At 70.3% G+C, this 18,490-nt stretch carries 18 protein-coding genes; 8 read left to right on the forward strand and 10 right to left on the reverse strand.

Features of this window, described 5'->3' with window-relative positions; all coding sequences use genetic code 11:
• On the forward strand, window positions 1–743 hold a 743-nt coding region (locus tag VFS34_12075; protein HET9795188.1), incomplete at its 5' end, for an aminomethyltransferase beta-barrel domain-containing protein.
• A gap of 38 nt (window positions 744–781) precedes the next feature.
• On the opposite strand, the gene VFS34_12080 is transcribed toward VFS34_12075, so the two are convergent.
• A complete protein-coding gene (locus VFS34_12080; protein ID HET9795189.1) occupies window positions 782–1,081 on the reverse strand; it encodes a DUF3467 domain-containing protein in 300 nt (99 codons plus the stop codon).
• Between the two features lie 66 nt (window positions 1,082–1,147).
• Here VFS34_12080 and VFS34_12085 point away from each other — a divergent pair, with 66 nt between their 5' ends.
• Window positions 1,148–2,062, forward strand: coding sequence for a hypothetical protein (locus tag VFS34_12085; protein ID HET9795190.1), 915 nt, complete (start codon window positions 1,148–1,150; stop codon window positions 2,060–2,062).
• A gap of 78 nt (window positions 2,063–2,140) precedes the next feature.
• Here the strand turns inward: VFS34_12085 and folK are convergent, their stop codons facing one another.
• On the reverse strand, window positions 2,141–2,581 hold the full coding sequence (gene folK / locus VFS34_12090) for a 2-amino-4-hydroxy-6-hydroxymethyldihydropteridine diphosphokinase (GenBank protein ID HET9795191.1): 441 nt from the start codon (window positions 2,579–2,581) through the stop codon (window positions 2,141–2,143).
• A 19-nt stretch (window positions 2,582–2,600) separates the two neighbouring features.
• Window positions 2,601–2,921 (reverse strand): FYDLN acid domain-containing protein, encoded by a 321-nt coding sequence (locus tag VFS34_12095; protein HET9795192.1) that lies wholly within the window; start codon window positions 2,919–2,921, stop codon window positions 2,601–2,603.
• A 96-nt stretch (window positions 2,922–3,017) separates the two neighbouring features.
• Between VFS34_12095 and tgt the strand changes: the two genes are divergently transcribed.
• Both tgt and VFS34_12105 read left to right on the forward strand, forming a co-directional pair.
• Window positions 3,018–4,133 carry a tRNA guanosine(34) transglycosylase Tgt gene (tgt, locus tag VFS34_12100; protein HET9795193.1) on the forward strand — a complete coding sequence of 372 codons (1,116 nt, stop codon included), beginning with the start codon at window positions 3,018–3,020 and terminating at the stop codon, window positions 4,131–4,133.
• 19 nt (window positions 4,134–4,152) lie between these two features.
• Window positions 4,153–4,926 (forward strand): SDR family oxidoreductase, encoded by a 774-nt coding sequence (locus VFS34_12105; GenBank protein HET9795194.1) that lies wholly within the window; start codon window positions 4,153–4,155, stop codon window positions 4,924–4,926.
• Between the two features lie 6 nt (window positions 4,927–4,932).
• Here the strand turns inward: VFS34_12105 and VFS34_12110 are convergent, their stop codons facing one another.
• Genes VFS34_12110 through VFS34_12120 form a run of 3 tightly spaced genes read right to left on the reverse strand, consistent with a single transcriptional unit; the run spans window position 4,933 to window position 9,415 of the window.
• Entirely contained in the window at window positions 4,933–5,376 is a 444-nt protein-coding gene (locus VFS34_12110) for a hypothetical protein (GenBank protein HET9795195.1), read from the reverse strand.
• Entirely contained in the window at window positions 5,346–6,683 is a 1,338-nt protein-coding gene (locus VFS34_12115; protein ID HET9795196.1) for an APC family permease, read from the reverse strand. The genes VFS34_12110 and VFS34_12115 overlap by 31 nt, the downstream gene beginning before the upstream one ends.
• A complete protein-coding gene (locus VFS34_12120; protein HET9795197.1) occupies window positions 6,680–9,415 on the reverse strand; it encodes a PIG-L family deacetylase in 2,736 nt (911 codons plus the stop codon). The genes VFS34_12115 and VFS34_12120 overlap by 4 nt, the downstream gene beginning before the upstream one ends.
• An 89-nt stretch (window positions 9,416–9,504) precedes the next feature.
• On the opposite strand from VFS34_12120, the gene VFS34_12125 reads away from it, so the two are divergent.
• Together VFS34_12125 and VFS34_12130 are read left to right on the forward strand one after the other, a co-directional pair.
• Window positions 9,505–10,755, forward strand: coding sequence for an MFS transporter (locus VFS34_12125; protein ID HET9795198.1), 1,251 nt, complete (start codon window positions 9,505–9,507; stop codon window positions 10,753–10,755).
• A 28-nt stretch (window positions 10,756–10,783) separates the two neighbouring features.
• On the forward strand, window positions 10,784–10,966 hold the full coding sequence (locus VFS34_12130; protein HET9795199.1) for a hypothetical protein: 183 nt from the start codon (window positions 10,784–10,786) through the stop codon (window positions 10,964–10,966).
• 9 nt (window positions 10,967–10,975) lie between these two features.
• On the opposite strand, the gene VFS34_12135 is transcribed toward VFS34_12130, so the two are convergent.
• From VFS34_12135 to VFS34_12150, 4 genes are read right to left on the reverse strand one after another with little or no spacing between them, the layout of a single operon-like run.
• Window positions 10,976–12,736 (reverse strand): helix-hairpin-helix domain-containing protein, encoded by a 1,761-nt coding sequence (locus tag VFS34_12135; protein HET9795200.1) that lies wholly within the window; start codon window positions 12,734–12,736, stop codon window positions 10,976–10,978.
• Window positions 12,652–13,524, reverse strand: a complete 873-nt coding sequence (locus tag VFS34_12140) for a pyridoxal-phosphate dependent enzyme (GenBank protein HET9795201.1) — start codon at window positions 13,522–13,524, stop codon at window positions 12,652–12,654. Before VFS34_12140 ends, VFS34_12135 begins: the two co-directional genes overlap by 85 nt.
• The gene (locus tag VFS34_12145) at window positions 13,521–13,916 is read right to left on the reverse strand and encodes an NUDIX hydrolase (GenBank protein ID HET9795202.1); all 396 of its coding nucleotides are present in this window, start codon (window positions 13,914–13,916) and stop codon (window positions 13,521–13,523) included. Before VFS34_12145 ends, VFS34_12140 begins: the two co-directional genes overlap by 4 nt.
• The gene (locus tag VFS34_12150; protein HET9795203.1) at window positions 13,913–16,315 is read right to left on the reverse strand and encodes an ATP-dependent DNA helicase; all 2,403 of its coding nucleotides are present in this window, start codon (window positions 16,313–16,315) and stop codon (window positions 13,913–13,915) included. Before VFS34_12150 ends, VFS34_12145 begins: the two co-directional genes overlap by 4 nt.
• 113 nt (window positions 16,316–16,428) lie before the next feature.
• On the opposite strand from VFS34_12150, the gene dacB reads away from it, so the two are divergent.
• Both dacB and VFS34_12160 read left to right on the forward strand, forming a co-directional pair.
• On the forward strand, window positions 16,429–17,880 hold the full coding sequence (gene dacB / locus VFS34_12155) for a D-alanyl-D-alanine carboxypeptidase/D-alanyl-D-alanine-endopeptidase (GenBank protein HET9795204.1): 1,452 nt from the start codon (window positions 16,429–16,431) through the stop codon (window positions 17,878–17,880).
• A gap of 7 nt (window positions 17,881–17,887) precedes the next feature.
• Window positions 17,888–18,490, forward strand: a 603-nt coding sequence (locus tag VFS34_12160) for a hypothetical protein (protein ID HET9795205.1), incomplete at its 3' end; no start/stop codon positions are given.

The raw sequence follows: 18,490 nt of genomic DNA on the forward strand, positions 1-18,490 counted from the left end.
CGAGGGAATTCGGATGCGAGGCGATCGCGACCGGGCACTACGCGCGGATCGGCCGCGACGGGGCCGGCCGCCCCGTCCTGCGGAAGGGCGCCGACGCGGCGAAGGACCAGTCGTACTTCCTCTGGGATCTCGGCCGCGAGCAGCTCGACCGGGCGGTCTTCCCGGTCGGGGGGCTCTCCAAGACGGAGGTCCGCCAGAGAGCGCGGGAAGCATCCCTTCCGACGGCGGACAAGGCCGAGTCGATGGAAATCTGCTTCGTTCCCGCGGGCGACGCGGCTTCGGAGTTCGTGGAACGGGAGGCGAATGCCCTCGGGCTCGCCCTTCCGGCTCACGGGCGCTTCGTCGGCCCGGACGGCGCCGCGATCGGCGAGCACGGGGGAGTGCACCGCTTCACCGTCGGACAGCGACGCGGTCTCGGCGCCGCGTTCGGGGAGAGACGCTACGTCACCGAGATCGACGCCTCCACGGGCGACGTCCGGCTCGGCTCGCGCGACGACCTCCTGACGACCGAGGCGCGCGTCTCGGGCGTCCGCTGGACGTCGATCGACGCCCCGGGCGCTCCGGTCGAGGCGACGGTTCGCGTTCGCCACCGGGGCCGGGAGACGCCCGCGACGATCACGCCCCTTTCCGAGGGAAGAGCGCGGATCGCCTTTCACGAGCCCGTCGCGGCGGTGGCTCCCGGACAGGCCGCGGTGTTCTACGACGGGGACCTGGTGATCGGAGGCGGGACCCTCGTCCGGTAGGCTCGGCGGTCCGCGGACTCCGACCGGCCGGGGCCGCCTCAGTTCGTGGGGCTTTCCGAAGCGGGGGGCGGGACGGCGGTGACTTCGGGGATCGGGCCGAACTGCCGCTCGTAGATCCCGATGTTCTGCGCCAGCGCGTTGAGGAGCTGTTTCGCGTGCACGGGAGTCGTGAGGATGCGCGCGAGGATCTTCACGTCGGGCCGGCCGGGCACGATGCGTCCGAAGTCGAGCACGAACTCGGTGGGGTTGTGCAGGATGTTCGCGAAATTCACGTAATGGCCGGCGGACGTCGGCTCGTCGATCGTCATCTTCAGCTCGACCGGTTTCGGTTCGTTCATGCGGCGCTCCTGCGCGAAGTCTAGCAGGCCGCTCCCGCCTATAATGCCCGCGCGGGAGGCACGGCCATGTGGAGCGCGATCTTGTTCACGGTTCTGGCCCAGGTGCATACGACGACGCCGCCTTCCCAGCCCACGCTTCCGAGCCCCGAGGAGCGGGCGATGCAGCGGCTGCGGATCACGAGTTCCGTGGCCTCGGGCGACGGACACTACCTGCGCCGATCGGACGGCCGTCACGGCGCGGTCGCGGACCCCCGCGAGATCGACGCCGCGCTCGACGACTACGCGGCGGTCATCAAGAAGAGCCGCACCGACGCGGACGCGAAGTGGAAGTACCTCCGGGCGACGTATTTCAAGGCCGAGTACACCGGATTGAGCGATTCGCAGAAGGCGGCGCTCTACGAACGGGCGATGCCGATCGCCGACGACGCGATCGCCGAGCAGCGGGCGCGGGCCGCCGCGAAATCGGGGGCCCGGCCGGCGGCCCTCGAGCCCGCCGAGATCGGGAAGGCCCTCGCGGGCGATGCGACGGCGGGAGAGACGTTCTTCTGGACGGCCGTCACGTGGGGACAGTGGTCGCTCGTGCACGGCAAGATGGCGGCGGTCCGGCAGGGGGTGGCGGGGAAGGTCCGGGACGACGCCCGGGCGACGATCGCGATCGACCCGAAGCTCGAAGACGCGGGAGGATACCGGGTGCTCGGCCGGCTCCACGCGGTCTCGCCCAAGGTGATCTTCTTCACGGGGTGGATCGATCGCGACGAGGCGATCAAGGATCTTCGGGAGGCCCTCCGCATCGCGCCCGACAATCTGGTCAACAAACTGTTCCTCGCGGAAGCGATCCACGAGTACTCGGAGGATCGGGCGCCGGCGGTGGATCTCCTCCGCGCGGTGCTCGCCGCGACTCCGCATCCGGACCACCTCGTCGAGGACGTGAAAGTGCAGGAGGATGCCCAACGGGATCTCCAGACGTGGGGCGCCTCGTAGGAGCCGCGGCGGCGGATCGGGCGCGCGCCTCGGTCCCGGGTCGTTTCCGCCGATCGTCTTTCGACTCGCGGCTCGCGACTATTCTCGCCGGTCGAGATCCCGCAGCAGCCGTTTCGCCGTCTTCCTGAGCACGGGATGCCGCCATCGGGGGGCGATCGCGGAGAGCGGTTCGAGGACGAAGCGCCGGAGGTGCATCCGGGGATGGGGGAGGGTGAGCCGCCGGCTCGCGACGACCTCGCCGCCGACGTCGAGCAGGTCGATGTCGAGCGTTCGGGGGCCGTTCCGGAAGGTCCGCGTTCGTCCGCCCCGGCGTTCGATGTCGCGGGTCGCGGCGAGGATCTCGGCGGGAGCGAGCCCCGTGCGGATCTCGGCGACGGCGTTCAGGAAAGGGCGCTGGTCGGCGTACCCTTCGGGCTCGGTTTCGAAGAAAGGCGACACGCGCACGATCGCGGCGACTCTTCCGAGTTCCCGGAGGGCGAACCGCAGGTGCGCGAACCGATTTCCGAGATTGCTTCCCAGGCCGAGATAGGCCGTCCGGTCAGAAGTCTTCTTCTTCCTCGCGCTCGTGAGTCTCGAGGGGCGGCTCCTCGTCCTCGAATTCTTCCTCCGGATAACCGGCGTGATCGATCGACTCTTCTTCTTCGTCGTGCCCATGGTCCTCGAAATCGCCGGCCTCGTCGGGCGCGACGACGATCGGAGCCATCCGGCGGGGCCGTGGAGCGGCCGAGGCGGAGTCTTCGGCGCTCCGCGCGTCGCGCTGGTTCGCGCCGCATTTCGGGCATACGGCTTCGGGCTTCCCCAGATCGTAGAACTTCGCCCGGCAATTGAAGCATTCGAATTTTTTCCCGAGATTCGGCATCCCACCCCCGAAGCGGGCCGACCGTATCACCCGGTTCCGGGGGCGTCAAGGATTCCCGCGGTTCCGGAAAATTTCCGCGTGCTACGCTTCGCCGGCTTGGGAAATCGCGCCGAATTCTTCGCGGTGGACGTGGCGGACGGCAGCTCCTCGGCGCGGCGGGGACGCCTCGTTCTCCCGCACGCGACCGTCGAAACCCCGGCATTCATGCCGGTGGGGACGCTCGGCGCGGTCAAGGGGATCCCGTTCGATCTGCTCGAGAGCTGGGACTGCCGTTTGATCCTCGCCAATACCTATCACCTCCTCCTCCGGCCGGGAGTCGAGGGGATCCGCCGGGCCGGGGGACTGCACCGGTTCACGGGGTGGCGCCGCGCCTTTCTCACCGATTCCGGGGGCTTCCAGGTGATGTCCCTCGCGGCGCAGCGCGAGATCGGCGAAGAAGGGGTGCGTTTCCGCTCGCATCTCGACGGATCCCCCGCCTTGCTGACGCCCGAGGTGGCGATGGAGCTCCAGGGCGCGTTCGGAACGGACGTCGCGATGTGCCTCGACGTCTGCCCGGCGCTTCCCGCGTCGAGGGGAGAAGTCGAGGACGCGGTCGCCCGAACCACGCGCTGGGCGGAACGCTGCCGCCGCGCCTGGCGGGGACCGGGGGAACTGTTCGGAATCGTCCAGGGCGGCACGGACGAGGAGCTGCGGCGCCGTTCGGCCGGGGAGATCGTCGCGCTCGACTTCGCGGGATACGCGATCGGAGGCGTGGCCGTCGGCGAGGAGAAGGAAGAGATCGCGCGGATCACCCGTGCGACCGCGGCGCTGCTCCCGTTCGACCGGCCGCGCTACTTGATGGGCGTCGGGACTCCCGGAGACCTCCTCGCGGGCGTCCGGGCCGGCATCGATCTCTTCGACTGCGTTCTGCCGACGCGGAACGGGCGCATGGGTCACGCCTACACGTCCGGCGGAAGCCTCGCCATCAAGAACGCCCGGCACGCCGAAGACGATCGGCCGCTGGATCCGGAGTGCGCGTGCCCGGTGTGCCGCCGGCACAGCCGGTCGTACCTCCGCCATCTCTTCGTCCTGAAGGACATCACGGCGCCGGTCCTCATCTCGATGCACAACGTTCACTTCTTCCTCGCGTGGATGGCGAGGATCCGCGACGCGATCGAGCAGGGGCGGCTGGCCGGGCTCGCGGCGCCGCCGGAAGGAAAGGAGGCCGCGTGACGGCCGGAAGGGGTCCCGGATGAGCGAAGAGACGATCGCCCTGGTGACGGGAGGAGGAACGGGCCTCGGCCGCGCGACGTCGCTCGCCCTCGCGGAGACGGGCCGCGCGGTCGCGCTCTTCTCGAGGTCGGCGGAGCACGTCGAGAGCGTCGCGGAGGAGATCCGCTCCCGCGGCGGGCGGGCGCTCGCGCTGACCGGCGACGTCCGCGACCCCGCCGCCGTCGAGGACGCCGTGGCGCGGACCGAGAGGGAGTTCGGGGCGATCGGGATCCTGGTCAACAACGCGGCCGGGAACTTCCTGGTGCCGGCGGAGGATCTGACGCCGAACGGATTCCGCGCGGTCGTCGAGATCGTCCTGCACGGCACGTGGTTCTGCTCGTCGTCCGTCGGGAAGAGGATGCTCGCGCGCGGCCGCGGGACGATGGTGAACGTCGTCGCGACCTATGCCGAAACCGGGATGCCGGGGGTCGTGCATTCCGCGGCGGCCAAGGGCGGAGTCCTTTCCCTGACCCGTACCCTCGCCGCGGAGTGGGGCTCCCGGGGAATCCGGGTCAACGCGATCGCGCCCGGGATCATGGTGACGGAAGGCGCCGCGAAGAATCTTCAGTTCGCCGATCCCGCCACCCAGCGGAAACTGATTGGGACGCTGCCCGCGAGGCGGCTCGCGACGCTCGAGGAAGTGGCGGGCGCGATCGTCTGGCTCTGCAGCCCTGCCGCGGATTACGTGACCGGCACGTGCCTGACGATCGACGGCGGCATGTCCCTGCCGACGAGCTTCTTCCGGAGGGGATAGTCGCCGTCACTCGCCGATCTCCTCCCAGACCGCCTGGGTGACCGTCCGACGGTCGCCGTCCCGCGCGAGGCGGAGCTCGAACCGGTAGCGGGCCGACGACGGGAGGATTCCTTCGAGCCCGGCGATCTTCCGCACGGAGCCGTGGAAGGACGCGCGAAAGCGGGCGACGTCGAATTCCGGGAAGCGTTCGATCGTGAGGCCGCTCACCGCGACGTCGACGGAGGCGTACGCGGCGAAGAGGCGGCGAATCTCCGCGTCGAGGTCGTTCCGGCTCATGCCTCCGTTTCCCCGGAAGTCGGGGGCGAGCGCCGCGACGACGGGCGCCGCGTCGCGGCGGTTCGCCGCCTGCACGAGAGCGTCGACCGTTTCGGCCGACGGGTCGCCCCTTCCCCCGCAGGCCGCCGCCGCGAGGGCGAGGATCAGGCCGAGGCGCGCCGGGCGAACGGCCATTGTTTCCGGGCGAAGGCCCGTACGAGGAAGAATCCCAGCCCGGCCGCCATCACGGCGGCCCCTTCCGGCTTGAATCCCTTTTCCGGGGACACGACGATGTATCCCCACAGGATCAGCGCCACGGCCGCGGGAAGGGGATAGAGCCACATGCGGAAGGGGCGCGGCCGCCGTGGCTCGCGGACCCGGAGAATGATCGCGGCGAGGACCTGCATGAAGAACGGAATGATCGCGCGGATCGTCACGATGGACCGGATGACCGTCGGGAGCGGGAGAAGGCAGAAGATCGTCCCGGTCGCGCCCAGCCAGAGCACCGCGACCCAGGGGAAAGCTCCCGTCGGATGGAGGCGGCCGAACAGCGCGAAGAAGTTCCGGTCCCGACCCGCGGCCCACAGGATGCGGGAGTAGCCGAGGATCAGCGAGAACACCGAGGCGAGCCCCGTCCAGAGGATCAGCAGCGTGACCGCCCGGGCCGCCCGGACTCCGAGGAGGACGCCGAGATAGTCGGAGAAGACGTGCTCGGAAGCCATGGCCGTGCGCATCGGGAGCACCGAGACGAGGCAGGCGTTCATCAGGATGTAGAGGACGAAGATCGCCAGGATCGAGATCACGATGACCCGGGGGATCGTGCGCGTCGGATCGTGGATCTCGTCTCCGAGGTAGCAGATGTTGTAGTAACCCAGATAGTCGTAGACCGCGAACACGAGCGCCGTCAGCAGCCCCGCGTACCCGGCGGCGCCGTCGAGGCGAGGCGCGCGCCAGAACGCGAAAGCCGAGAGGCGCAGGTGCGGCAGCCCCGCCGCGATGATGACGCCCACCGTCGCGAGCACGCCGGCCCAGAGGAGGATCGAGAGCTTGCCGAGCGTTCCGATCCGGCGCAGGAGCAGGATCGTCAGGGCCGCGCACGCCAAGGCCGCGATCGCCGGAGTCGGCCAGGAGATCGACGGGAACAGATAGACGAGGTATTTCGCGAAGCCGATCGCGCCGGAAGCCATCGAGAGCGGCGCGGAGATCAGGATCTGGAAGAGGAAGAGGAACGAGAGCAGGCGTCCCCACCGGTGCGCGCCGTAAGCCTCCCGGAGGAAGACGTACGTCCCGCCCGAGGCGGGGAGCTCGGCGGCGAGCTCGGCGGTGACGAGCCCGTCGGAGATCGCGAGCAACGCGCCGAGGAGCCACGCCAGCATCGCGCGGCCCCCTCCCATCGCGGAAAGGATCAGCGGGATCGTGATGAAGGGACCGATCCCCACCATGTCGATCATGTTGAGAGCGACCCCCCGCCAGAGGCCGATCTCGCGGCGGAGCTCGGTCAACGCGCGGTCGCCGGCGTGATGAGGTTCACGAAGATGCGGATCGCGCCCGGAACCCCTTCCGGGAGCTCGCGGAACCACGACTCGGCGGTGAAGACGTACGTCCCCTTCCCGAGAGCGGTCGTGACCAGCCCGCCGCGCAGCGGCGGGTCCCCCGGGTCGTGCATCGAGAGGAGCGGCTTCCACTCGGGAGACCACTCTCCCAGGAAATAGAGGCCGCGCTCCTGGACCCACCCGTCGAAGTCGCGGAGCGTGATCCGGTTGGGCCGGTTCCAGATCGGATCGTCCGGCGAGAGGATCTCGACGGGAGAATCCTCGACCGTCACGCGTTGATTCTCGTCGGGGAACTTCGCCGGGTGCGGGAAGAAGTCCCCCGCGTTGAACGCGCGGGTGTTGCTGTTGTACTGGACGACGAGTCGGCCGCCGGCGCGGACCCACGCCAGGAGCCGCCCGTTGGCGCGGCGCAGGTCGTCGCGGACGTCGTAGGCGCGCGGGCCGGTGACGATCGTCGGGTATGCGGAAAGATTGCCTTTCTCGAGATCCTCGGGAGAAAGGAGATGGACGCGGATTCCGAGCTGCTGCAGGAATTCCGGAATCGAGTCCTCCGCTCCCCGGACGTACCCGATCGAGAGCCCGGCCGGCACCGCGAGATCGAGGACCTCGACGCGGGTCTCGGCAGGCTTGACGAAATAGAAGGGGCCGATGTCGGGATGCTCGATGAAATCGAGCGTCGCGCGCTCCCCGTCCGCGGCCGCCCGAACCCGGTAGATCCCCGGCCGCGCTCCGGCGGGAACGCCGAGGGAGAAGCGGACCGTGGCGGAGCGGACGTCCGGGGAAAGGGAGAACGGCTGGGCCGCGGGCGTCGGCCAGCCCGGAGGCGCCTCGAGCGAGACCGCGCCTTGCCGCGCTCCCGCGGCGTTGTTCGCGACCTCGATCTCGATCGGGACCGCTTCCTTCCCGACCCGGGAAAGCGGAACGACGGCGAGAGGCGGGTTCGTGCGGATGGAGAGCGCGGGCAAGACCGCGAGCCGGCGGGCGATTTCCCCGCGGAGGGGATCGATCGTGCGCGTCTCGACGTCGGTCTCGATCGTGTTCTGGATCCCGGCGCAGGAGTACCGGACCCGGGCGCGAAGCGGGAACGCCGGGAGCGGGTCTCCGATCTTCGCCGGGTCGTCGACCCGGTACACGGGGTCCTCGACCGAGTCGCGGTGCCAGAACGGCGCGGTGAATGAGGCGTCGGGAGCCACCGAGACGCGGAAGAGCGCCCTTGCCGTCGCCCCCGCGGGAGCATCCCCGGGCGCCGCCGCGACCGTTTCGACCCGCCAGCCCGGCGGCGAGGCGATCTCCGCTCCGAGGATCTTCAGACCCTCCGAGGAGCGATTGGAGAGCGACACGGAGATGGAATAGGTGCCGCCGGGAACCGCGACGCGCGCGGTCTCGACCGCGAACCGGAATCCGGGGAAGGGCGATCCGGGCTCCTTCTCCGGCTCGACGCGCGCGAGGATCGCGAGGGAAAGCGAAAGATTCAGCGCCGCGCGCAGCTGATCGCGCTTGATCTCCAGGAGGAAACGCGCCTCCCGTCCGGCGGGAGGCGCGATCGCCGCCGCGTCGAGCTTCGCCAGAAGGGCCTCGACTTCCGAGAGCGCGCGGCCGACCGGTTCCGCGCAGCGGTCGGGCCGCGCCGCGTCGAACGCGGCAGCGGCCGCGCCGATCGCCCGCGAGAGGGAAACGAGACCCGGCCGCAGGAAAGGCGCCTTCGCCTCTTCCGGCCCCAGGCGGTCGGCGATGGCCGTCAGGCTCGTGTCGATGCCGTCGAAGAATCCCTTCTCGGCCGGAGCCCGGCCGTCGTGGTAGGGGAGCTCCACCCGCCCGGCCGTGTCCAGGACGGCGGCCGCCGGAGTGCCGTCGATCCGGCGGTAGTACACCGGACGGGAACCGGGGTCCGGATGGACCTGGCCCACCCCCTGGGTCCGCTGATGGGAGAGCCCCTGCCACGCGAGCTGCGCGTACGAGGCGCCGAGGAGCGGATCGTAGGCGCCGACGTCTTCCGTCACCGTCCAGTCTTCGTTGGCGCGGATGATCCCCACGTAGAGTTTTTTCGGCTTCCAGGGCGCGAGCCCTTCGCGGATCTGCTCGGGAAACTTCGAAGGATCGCCGGCTTCCTCGAACGCGCGTCGCGCGAGGATCGAGGAGGCCTCGTGGTGGGCGTGGCCGTCCCGGCGCGTCCCGGAGAATCGCGCGACGAGGACGTCCGGACGGAACCGGCGGATCACGCGGACCAGGTCGGCGACGACGGGGCCGCCGTCCGCTTCGGCGAAACGCCACTTCGAGAGCGCTTCCGCGAGCGTCTTCGAGAACCCGTAGTCGACCGCCCGCGTGAAGAACTGCGAAACGCCGTAGTAGCGGTCCGAAGCGAGGAGCTCTTCCGTGCGCGTCACGCCGAGGGCGTCGAACAGTTCCGGGCCGATCTTGTTCTGTCCCCCTTCGCCGCGCGTCAGCGTCACCAGGCCGACGCGAACTCCGCGCCCGCGGGCCAGGAGCGTGAGGAGGCCGCCGTCCTCGTCGTCCGGATGCGCGGTCACCTGGAGGAACGACGCCGTCGTCGAGGCTTCGAGGAGCGAGCGCTTGAGCGCGGCGGCGCCGTGGTCGGCCGGGGGATCGGGAGTCTGCGCGAAGAGCCTCGCGGAGGAGGCGAAGAAGAAGAAGAGGAGGAGAAACCCGAACGTCCGTTTCACGTAATATCCCCCCGGGCGAGGAAGCTATACGAAAGAGGATCGATAAGGAAATCGGCGGCGCGGCTCCCTCCGCGGCCGAATCTCCCGCGATGGCATCCGTTTCCGCGACCGCCCTGCCGGTTCCGACGGGATGGCGGAAGACCTTCCGCGCGTTCTCGTATCGAGACTACCGGATGCTGTGGTCCGGATCGTTCACGTCCTCGTGCGGGACCTGGATGCAGGAGGTCGCGCAGAACTGGCTGATCTTCGACATGACCGGTTCGGCCTTCTGGCTCGGTCTCGACGCGTTCCTCGGCGACGCGCCGTTCATCCTCTTCTCCCTCCTCGGCGGCGTCGTCGCCGACCGTTACGACCGGCGAAAGATCCTGCTCGGCTCCCAGGTCGTCCAGCTGACGAACGCGTTCGCGCTGGCGGCGCTCGTCTTCTCCGGGCGTGTGCACATCTGGCACATCCTCCTGCTCTCCTTCCTGACCGGCGTGGCGCAGTCGTTCGGCGGCCCGGCGTACCAGGCCCTCGTGCCGACCCTCGTCGAGAAGGAGGACGTTCCGAACGCCGTTTCCCTGCAATCCACGCAGTTCAACCTCGCTCGCGTCGTCGGGCCGCTGGTCGCGGCGGTCGCGTTCGCGAAGTTCGGGGCGGCGGCGTGCTTCGGGCTGAACGGCCTCTCGTTCTTCGTCGTGATCGCGGCGCTCCTCCTGATCCGCAACCGGTTCGTCCGCCGGGCGGGGGCGCATCCGCCGGTGATGCAGAGCCTGCGCGAGAGCCTCTCCTTCATCTCCCGGACCCCGGCGATGAAGGCGCTCATCCTGCTGGCGTTCGCGGGGAGCTTCTTCGCCTTCCCCCTGCTCACGTTCCTGCCGGTCTTCGCGAAAGACATCTTCGCCCGCGACGTCCGGGCGTACGGCCGGTTCCTCACGTTCTTCGGGATCGGGGCCGTGCTCGGAGCGGTGGCGGCCGCGCGCCTGGCCCACTCCTCCCGCAAGGGAGTCCGCGCCGTCGGGTCCCAGGTCGTCTTCGCGGCGATCATCGTGGCGTTCGCGCTGTCTCGGAACTTCGCGCTGTCGTGCGCCCTCCTGTTCCTCGGCGGGGCCGCGCTCTCGGTGGTGTTCACGATGCTGATGTCCCTCGTGCAGACGATCGTCAGCGACGACATGCGGGGACGGGTCGGGTCGGTCTACATGCTCGCGTTCCGCGGCGCGATCCCGCTCGGCAACGTCGTCGCGGGCGCGGTCGCCGCGCGGACGAGCGTCACCGCGGTGCTCGCCGTCAACGGGGTGCTCCTGGCGGCCGTCGGCGCGGCGGTCCTCGCCGTCCGCAAGGCCGACCTCGCCGCCGCGTGACCCGGTCTCCTGCTAGAATCCGCCCCCGATGAGCGAATCGGGCAACGACACGGCGGCCCCCGAGGCGTCCTCGACGCCGGTCCTCGAAGACGACCGCCGGCAGAAGGCGGCCGAGATCAACCGCAAGCGGACCGAGGCAGAGTGGCTTCGGAACAAGGAGCGGTGGATCGAGGAGAACTTCCCCGAGAAGCGCAAGACGCCGGCCGACTGACCCGTTCCGCTACCGTCGCCCGCGGATCCACTTCCGGATGGCCGCCGCCGAACGGGTGTTCAGGACGTCCCCGGCCTCGACCCATCCTTTCCGGGCCACCCGGACGCCGTGGCGGAAGTAGTCGAGTTCCGCGATCGAGTGGGCGTCCGGGTCGATCGCGAGCGGAATCCCGCGCGAGACGGCGTCCCGGTGGAACCGCCAGTCGAGATCGAGCCGGCGGGGCGACCCGTTGATCTCGACGGCGCACCCGGAGGCCGCGGCGGCGTCGAGAACGCGGGAGAGATCGACCGTGATCCCTTCCCGGCGGAGGAGGAGGCGGCCGGTCGGATGCCCGAGGATCGAGACTCTCGGGTTCTCGGCCGCGCGAACGAGCCTCCGCGTCTGCTCCTTCTCCGGAAGGTCGAACCGCGAGTGCACGGATGCGACGACGATGTCGAAACGCGCGAGGAAGTCGTCGCCGAAGTCGATCGCGCCGTCCGGCAGGATGTCGGCTTCCGTGCCCTTGAAGATGGCCATTCCCGGAAACCGTTGCTGGAGCCGGTCGATCTCGGCGTGCTGCGCCTCCACGCGCCGCTCGTCGAGCCCGTGGGCGTAGCCGGCGATCTTCGAGTGGTCCGTGATCGCCACGTATTCGAACCCGGCGGCGGCCGCGGCCGAAATCATCTGCTCGAGGGAATGGGCGCCGTCCGATTCGGTCGTGTGGACGTGGAAGAGGCCGCGCACGTCGGACTCCTCGATGAGCCGGGGGAGCGTTCCGGCGGCCGCGGCTTCGATCTCGCCCCGCGCTTCGCGGAGCTCGGGAGGCACGAAGCGCAGGCCGGCCGCGGCGTAGATCTCCTCCTCGGACGCGCCGGCGAGGTCGCGGCGCCGCGCGGTCGCGCGCCGAAGGACCTCCTCGGCATGCGCCGGCGTTCCGGTCTCCGCGAGGAGCGCCGGGCCGAAGCCGTCCGAAGCGCACGTTCGCACGACGCCGCGGATCCCCCCCAGGAATGTCGCGGAGACCCGGTCTCCCTCGCGGATCGCTTCTCCTTCCGAAGAGGACAGGGAGCCGAGGAGAGAGAAGACCTCGTCGGGAGCGTCGGTGGCCGCGACGATCGACGCCGTGTCCGCGGTCTCGCAGCCGCGCCGGACCTCGCCCGCGATTTCCGCCGCCGAAACGAGCCCCGAGTCGGCGAGGACCGACCGGAGCCGCGCCGCGAGCCCGGCCGCCTCGGAGTAGGGACGCCGCACGGCGGCCCGCCGCGCGAAGGCGACGCCGGCGAGGATCTTCTTCCGCGAGGCGGGGCCGAATCCCGGGACCGTCTCGAGCCGGCCGTCGCGGCAGGCGTCCTCGAGGTCGCCGAGGGACTCGATCCCGAGCTCGTTCCGGAGCGTCTCGACCTTCTTCGGCCCGAGCCCCGGTACCCGGAAAAGGGCGGAGAGCGAGGCGGGAAATCGCGATCTCAGCGCCTCGAGGTACGGGAGGCGGCCCGTCGTGACGAGGACCGCGATCTTCTCGAAGATCGCCGGTCCGATTCCCGGAATCTGCCGGAGGGAGCCGTCCGCGACCGCCTCCGCGAGATCGCCCCGGTACGTCGAAAGCGCCTTCGCGGCACGCGCGTAGGCGCGCGACTTGAACTCGTTCTCGCCGGCCAGCCGGAGGAGCTGGCCGATCTCGTCGAGGCGCGCCGCGACTTCGCCGGGCGTCAGGACGCCGCCCCGGGGGGGCGCTTGAGGCCCGATCCGGTCGCGATCACGGCCGTCGAGGGGCCCTCGGGCAGGGAGGCCCAGGCCGCGAACGCCAGCGCCGACGTCGGTTCGATCGGGAACCCGTCGCTCCATGCGCTCCGCCAGGCGCCGTCGATCGCGTCCTCCGATTCGACGAGCGCCTCGCCCCCGCTCTCCTCGATCGCCGCGATGACGTCGCCCGCCAGCGGAGGGTCCGCCACCGCGCAGCCGTCGGCGATCGTGGGGCCGCGGCCCGGCGAAGCGGGACGCGCGATCGGCGCGCAGCGTTCCGGCTGCACGGCGAAGAGCCGGGGGAGCCGGTCCAGCGCTCCCTCCCGGCGCATGAGCCGGAGTCCCTCCCACAGGCCGAGGAGGAGCGAGCCGTTCCCCACGGGGAGGACGACCCGCTCCGGAATCGGGGCTCGGGCCGCCCAGGCGGCGGCGAGTGTGGCGACCCCGCGGCGGAAGAGGGGATTCCGGACGTGGCTCGCGTCGTAGGCGGTCGAGTCGTCGGCGCACGCCCGGACCGCCGCCGCGCGGTCGGCGAACTTCTCGAGCCGCGCCCCGGTCGCGGCGATCAGCGCCTCCTTCCCGGGCGCGATCGCGGCGGCCACCCGGACGACGGCTTCGAGCCCGGCGCGCCGCGCGGCGGCGGCCACCGCGAGACCCGCGTTGCCGGACGAGTCGAGCGAGACGCGGCGGGCGCCGCGGCGGACCGCATCGGCGACGACCGCGACCGCGCCGCGATCCTTGAACGAGCCGGTCGGGAGCGCGAACTCCGCGACGACCGTCGTGTCGCGCCGGCGCGGGTGGGGAAGGAGAGTGACCTCGAAGACCGGAAACGCGGTCACGAGACGTGGGCGGCGACGATTTCGGCGTGATCGAAGGCGAACTCGAGCTTCGCGAGCTCGTGCGGCGCGAACCATCGCGCCTCGGCGGCATCGTCGCCCCCCTCCGCCTCGCCGCCGACCGCGCGGCAGCGATAGACGACGGAGACGGTGTGGCCCCGCGGGTCGCGGTCGGGACGCGAGTACACGCCCGCGAGCCCTTCCACCTCGACTTCCAGCCCGGTTTCCTCGCGCGTCTCGCGGACGCAGGCCGTTTCCGTCGTTTCTCCGGTCTCGACGAAGCCGCCCGGAAGGGCCCAGCGCCCTTCGAACGGAGGACGCCCGCGCCGCACGAGGAGGAGCCGGCCCTCGTCGTCGCGGGTGAGGGAATCGACGGTGAGCCGCGGCCCGTTCATCGCGCGAAAAATTCTCTCACGGTTTCCTCGGGGTCGGCCGCGACGAGCTCGGCGGGATCTTCGTCGTACCAGTCGCGCGGGAGATACCGGCGGTACGGGTCCTCCGTGAAACGGCGGCAGAGGAGCGCCACGACGCCTCGGTCCGTTTCCGAGCGGATCAGCCTCCCGGCGGCCTGGATCACCCGGGTCATGCCCGGATGGATGTAGGCGAATTCGAACCCGGACTCCTCCTGGTCGTCGAAGTAGCGCTTCAGGAGCTCCCGTTCGAAGGAGACCTGCGGGAGAGACGGGGAAACGATGAAGACGCCGGACAGCTTCTCGCCCGGATAATCCACGCCCTCGGCGTACATCCCGCCCGCGACGGCGAAGAACAGGAGGCCGTCGCGGGTCGGAGTTTCGAGGGCCCGGAGGATCTCCCGCTTCTCGAAATCCGTGAGCTTCTCGCGCTGCTCGATCACGCGGGCGCGCGTGGGCGGGAGGCGGGCGGCCACCTCGCGGAGGAAACGGTACGACGGGAAGAGCGCGAGGTCGTTGCCGGGGTGCGCGTCCGCCATCCGCGCGAGGATGCCGGCGATCTTGTCGTAGTTGCGCTCCCGCGACGCGTAGGTGGTGCGGACCGTCGGGATCAGCATCACCCGCCGGTTTTCGCGCGGAAAGGGCGGCGGGAGAGCGATCGCGTCCGTGCGCGCGGCGGGGAGTCCGGTGAGCCGGCGGATCACCTCGAACGGCTCGAGCGTGGCGGAGAGGAGCACCACCGACGCGGCGGCGTTCAACGTCGGCGCGAGCGCCCGCGCCGGATCGAGACAGACGAGGGACACCCGCCATCCGGAAGCGCCCCGTTCGACGACGCGCGCGAAATCGTGCTTCCCGGCGGCGAACCGGAGCACGAGCCCGAACCGGACGACCGAGAAATGGAGGGCGAGGACGGGATCTTCCTCCGATTCGTCGGAGGAATCGCGCTTCCACTCGAAGTACGCGACCATCGCGGCATCCCAGCGGACGAGAAAATCGTCGAAGTCGTCGAGGGAGAAATGAGCCTCTCCGACGGCTTCCTCCTCCGGGAGGTCGGCGCCCCAGGCGGCGAGCAGGCCGCGCAGCTCGTGCAAACCCTCTTCGAGGCCCCGCCAGACGTCTCCCGGCGAGAGGGCGGCGAGATTCTCGAGCGCGGCGACGGCCTCCTCGCGGAGTTCCGGAGACCAGATCTGGCGGGCGCGATCCGGGAGGTTGTGCGCCTCGTCGATGACCAGCACGCACTCGCGGAGCTCCTCCGGAGAAAAGGCGGCGAGCGCGGTGACCGGCTCGAAGACGTAGTTGTAGTCGCCGACGAAGACGTCCGTCCGCGAGGCGAGCTCGATCTCGACCTCGAACGGGCAGACGACGTCGGCGCGGGCCTCGGCGGAGACCGCGTCGGGCGAGAGGATCGGATAGCGGTCGAGCAGCCGGCGCAGGATGCCGGACCGTTCCATCTTCGCCGGGTAGTCGAACGCGAACGCGCAGTGCTCCTCGTGGCAGATCACGCGGTCGTTCGCGCACATCTTCTCCTTCGACCGCATCCAAAGCACGCGGAAGGCGTCCGGGTTCATCCGCGCGAGCGTCTCGACCACGAGGTTCTGCTGGAGGGTCTTGGCGGTGAGGAAGACGAGCCGCCGCCCGGCCCGGAGGGATTCCCCGAGGGCCGCGTGGAGGGCGGCCGCCGTCTTTCCCGACCCGGTCGGCGCCTGGGCGAGCAGGTGGCGGCCGGCGGAGACGGCGCCGTGGATCGCCTGCATGAGCTCGTCCTGGATCGGGCGCGGCACGTCGAACGGGAAGGGGAGAGCGTCCGCCAGCGCGGCCTTCCGTTCCCGCTCGCGGCGTTCCGACTCGATCCGGTCGAACCTGGCCTCGAGGAGCGCGAGGACCTCCGCTTCCGCGTCGGCCGTCCGAAACGCCGCGGTGCGCTTCTCTTCGAAGCGGCCGGCGCCGTCGATCAGGACGACCGCGGCCCGGGCGGACCCCAGCCCGGATCTCTCCCAGAGGAGGCAGTATGCCGAGAGCTGGCGGCGCGCGCGGCGTTCCCGCTCCGGCGGAAAGACGGCGCGCCCGTCGGGAGTGAAGGCGCAGGTCTTGTACTCCTCGACGAGCCAGGCGCCCGCCTCCGTCTCGACGGCTCCGTCGATGCGTCCGGACACGATCGCGCGGAAACGCGGAGTCGCGAATTCCGCCGACACGAAGACCTCGGAGCGGTACCCCGGAAAGCGATCGAATCGCGCGGCCTGCGTCCGCCGGTGCGCCTCTCCGCCGAGCGCGAGCCGCCGCCACGCCTGGCTCCGCTCGAAGCCGACCCGGTGGAAGACGTCGTCCTCTTCCACCAGTTCCCGGACGGAAATTTCCAGAACGCGGGTTTCCTCGTCGAAACGCAACACTCCATTTTACCCGCGGCGGGGCGCGGGAAGAATCCCGGGCCCGGGCGCGTTTTCACCGGCGAGGGGAAAATCGTGTATAATCCAATTTCGTCCGGTTTCGCCGTCGTCCGATGAAACAGAAGTTCCTCGCCCTCGCCGCCTCTCTGACCCTGTGCTCGGGCATCGCCGCCGCCGAAGCGCCGGGCGGCCTCCGGGCCGCCCTCGATCGCGCGGCCCGAAAGGCGCCGGCGGCGCCTCCGGGCGTCTCGATCGCGATCGCCGAGGAGTCCGGGGACGGCCCGATCCTCTTCGGCGTCAACGCCGGCGAGCCGCTGACGATCGCATCGGTGTCGAAGACCTTCTCGACGGCGGCGTCCCTGGCGAACCTCGGGAAGAACTACCAGTTCAAGACGGTCCTCTATCGCTCCGGCACGGTCGCCAACGGACTGCTCTCCGGCTCGCTCCTCGTCGTGGGCGGCGGAGATCCGAATCTCTCCGGGCGCTTCTACGACAACGACATCCACGCCGTCTTCGACCGTTGGGCCGACGGTCTCCGGGCGGCGGGGGTGACGCGGGTGTCGGGCGACCTGCTCCTGAACGCGACGTTCTTCGACGACGAGTACCGCAACCCCGGCTGGCCCTCGGGACAGGAAGCCCGCTGGTACGAGGCGCCGATTTCCGCCCTCTCCTTCAACGACAACTGCATCTCCGTTTCGGTGCGGCCAGGCACGAGGCCGGGGGCTCCCGCCTCGGTCCGCTTCCAGCCTCCGACCCGGTTCCTGCAGGCGGTTTCCTCGGCGCGGACCGTGGCGTCGCACCGGGGCGCCCGCGTGGCCGTCGCCCGGCGCGCGGGGAGCAACGTGGTCACGGTCGCGGGGACGGTGCCCTTCGCTTTCGGCGGCTGGTCGACCGTCATCGCGATCGACGATCCGCCCCGCTATTTCGGCACCGTGCTCAAGGAGCGGCTCGCCGAGGACGGGATCATCGTCGACGGGGACGTGCGTCTGAGCGCGGTGAAGCCGGACGCGACCTGGGCGACGGTCGCGACGACGTCCTCCGACATCCTCCCGTCGATCGCCGTCGCCAACAAGAGGAGCCAGAGCTTCTACGCGGAGCAGATCTTCAAGACGCTCGCCGCGGAGAAGGGACACGCCGGCTCCTGGGCCGAGGCGGTCCGGCTCGAGAAGGAATTCCTGAAATCCCTCGGGCTCGATCCGTCGCGCTACGACCTGCACGACGGAAGCGGGCTGAATCCGCAGAACCGCGTCGCGGCGCTCGACATCGTCCGCTTCCTGAAGGCGATGGCGGCTTCGCCGCTGGCCGACGACTGGGTCCCCACGCTCGCGATCTCCGGAGACGGAGCCGGCACTCTCCGCCACCGCTTCCGTGACCACTCGGTGCGCGGGCGGGTGTACGCGAAGACGGGGAGCCTCGACCACGTCAACTCGCTCGCCGGGTACGCGACGGCCGCCTCGGGCCGGAGCTACGTGTTCGCGATCGTCCTGAACGGCCGGCGGGTCAACGACGGGACCGGGCATGCCTACGAGGACCGGATCCTCCGCGCGCTGCTCGTGAACGGCTAACTCCCGCTTGGCCGCTCCCGCCCCGCTGGACCCGCGAAAGTCGCTCTTTCGCAAGGTCGAGAAAGCGATTCAGACGATCGAGAAGTCCGTCGACGTCGCATCGACCGTGGCTTCCGCGGCGGGGGCCGTGATCGAGAATTTCCAGGACGACCTCGGGGTTCGCGGAGGCCGCCTGTACGAGCGGCGGGACCACGGGTACGAGATCACGCGCACCTTCGGCGAGGTCAAGGCCGTGCCTTCCGGACTCTGCGTGCCGCTCGACTACGCGCCGATCGAGAAGGTGATCGACGAGGGAGTCGTCGTTCTCGACCTGAACGCCCCGGGCGTCGACCGCGCTTTCGAGGAGAAGATCGGCGCCGACCGCTTCGCCGCGATCGCGGTCGGCGACGACAAGTTCATCCTCTCCTTCTCGGTGGATCCCGTCGCGGCGGACGAAGACCTGCTCGTCTCGCTCGGGATCCTCCGGCACGCGGTCGATCAGAAGATCCGGCAGGAGAAGATGGAGACGCTCCTCGAGGAGGCGCGCCAGATCCAGGCGTCGATCCTTCCGAAGCGGTTGCCCCGGATCGGCGCCTTCGACATCTCCGCACGCTCTCAGCCCGCGGAAATC

This window comes from Thermoanaerobaculia bacterium (assembly GCA_035717485.1).
Classification (GTDB): domain Bacteria; phylum Acidobacteriota; class Thermoanaerobaculia; order UBA5066; family DATFVB01; genus DATFVB01.

Bases quoted from the DNA above. Each gene is read 5' to 3' on its own strand.
- VFS34_12130 (HET9795199.1), top strand. From the start codon at position 10,784: ATGAGCGAATCGGGCAACGACACGGCGGCCCCCGAGGCGTCCTCGACG.
- VFS34_12080 (HET9795189.1), bottom strand. From the start codon at position 1,081: ATGAACGAACCGAAACCGGTCGAGCTGAAGATGACGATCGACGAGCCG.
- dacB (HET9795204.1), top strand. From the start codon at position 16,429: ATGAAACAGAAGTTCCTCGCCCTCGCCGCCTCTCTGACCCTGTGCTCG.
- VFS34_12145 (HET9795202.1), bottom strand. From the start codon at position 13,916: ATGAACGGGCCGCGGCTCACCGTCGATTCCCTCACCCGCGACGACGAG.
- VFS34_12125 (HET9795198.1), top strand. From the start codon at position 9,505: ATGGCATCCGTTTCCGCGACCGCCCTGCCGGTTCCGACGGGATGGCGG.
- VFS34_12105 (HET9795194.1), top strand. From the start codon at position 4,153: ATGAGCGAAGAGACGATCGCCCTGGTGACGGGAGGAGGAACGGGCCTC.
- VFS34_12085 (HET9795190.1), top strand. From the start codon at position 1,148: ATGTGGAGCGCGATCTTGTTCACGGTTCTGGCCCAGGTGCATACGACG.
- VFS34_12110 (HET9795195.1), bottom strand. From the start codon at position 5,376: ATGGCCGTTCGCCCGGCGCGCCTCGGCCTGATCCTCGCCCTCGCGGCG.
- VFS34_12095 (HET9795192.1), bottom strand. From the start codon at position 2,921: ATGCCGAATCTCGGGAAAAAATTCGAATGCTTCAATTGCCGGGCGAAG.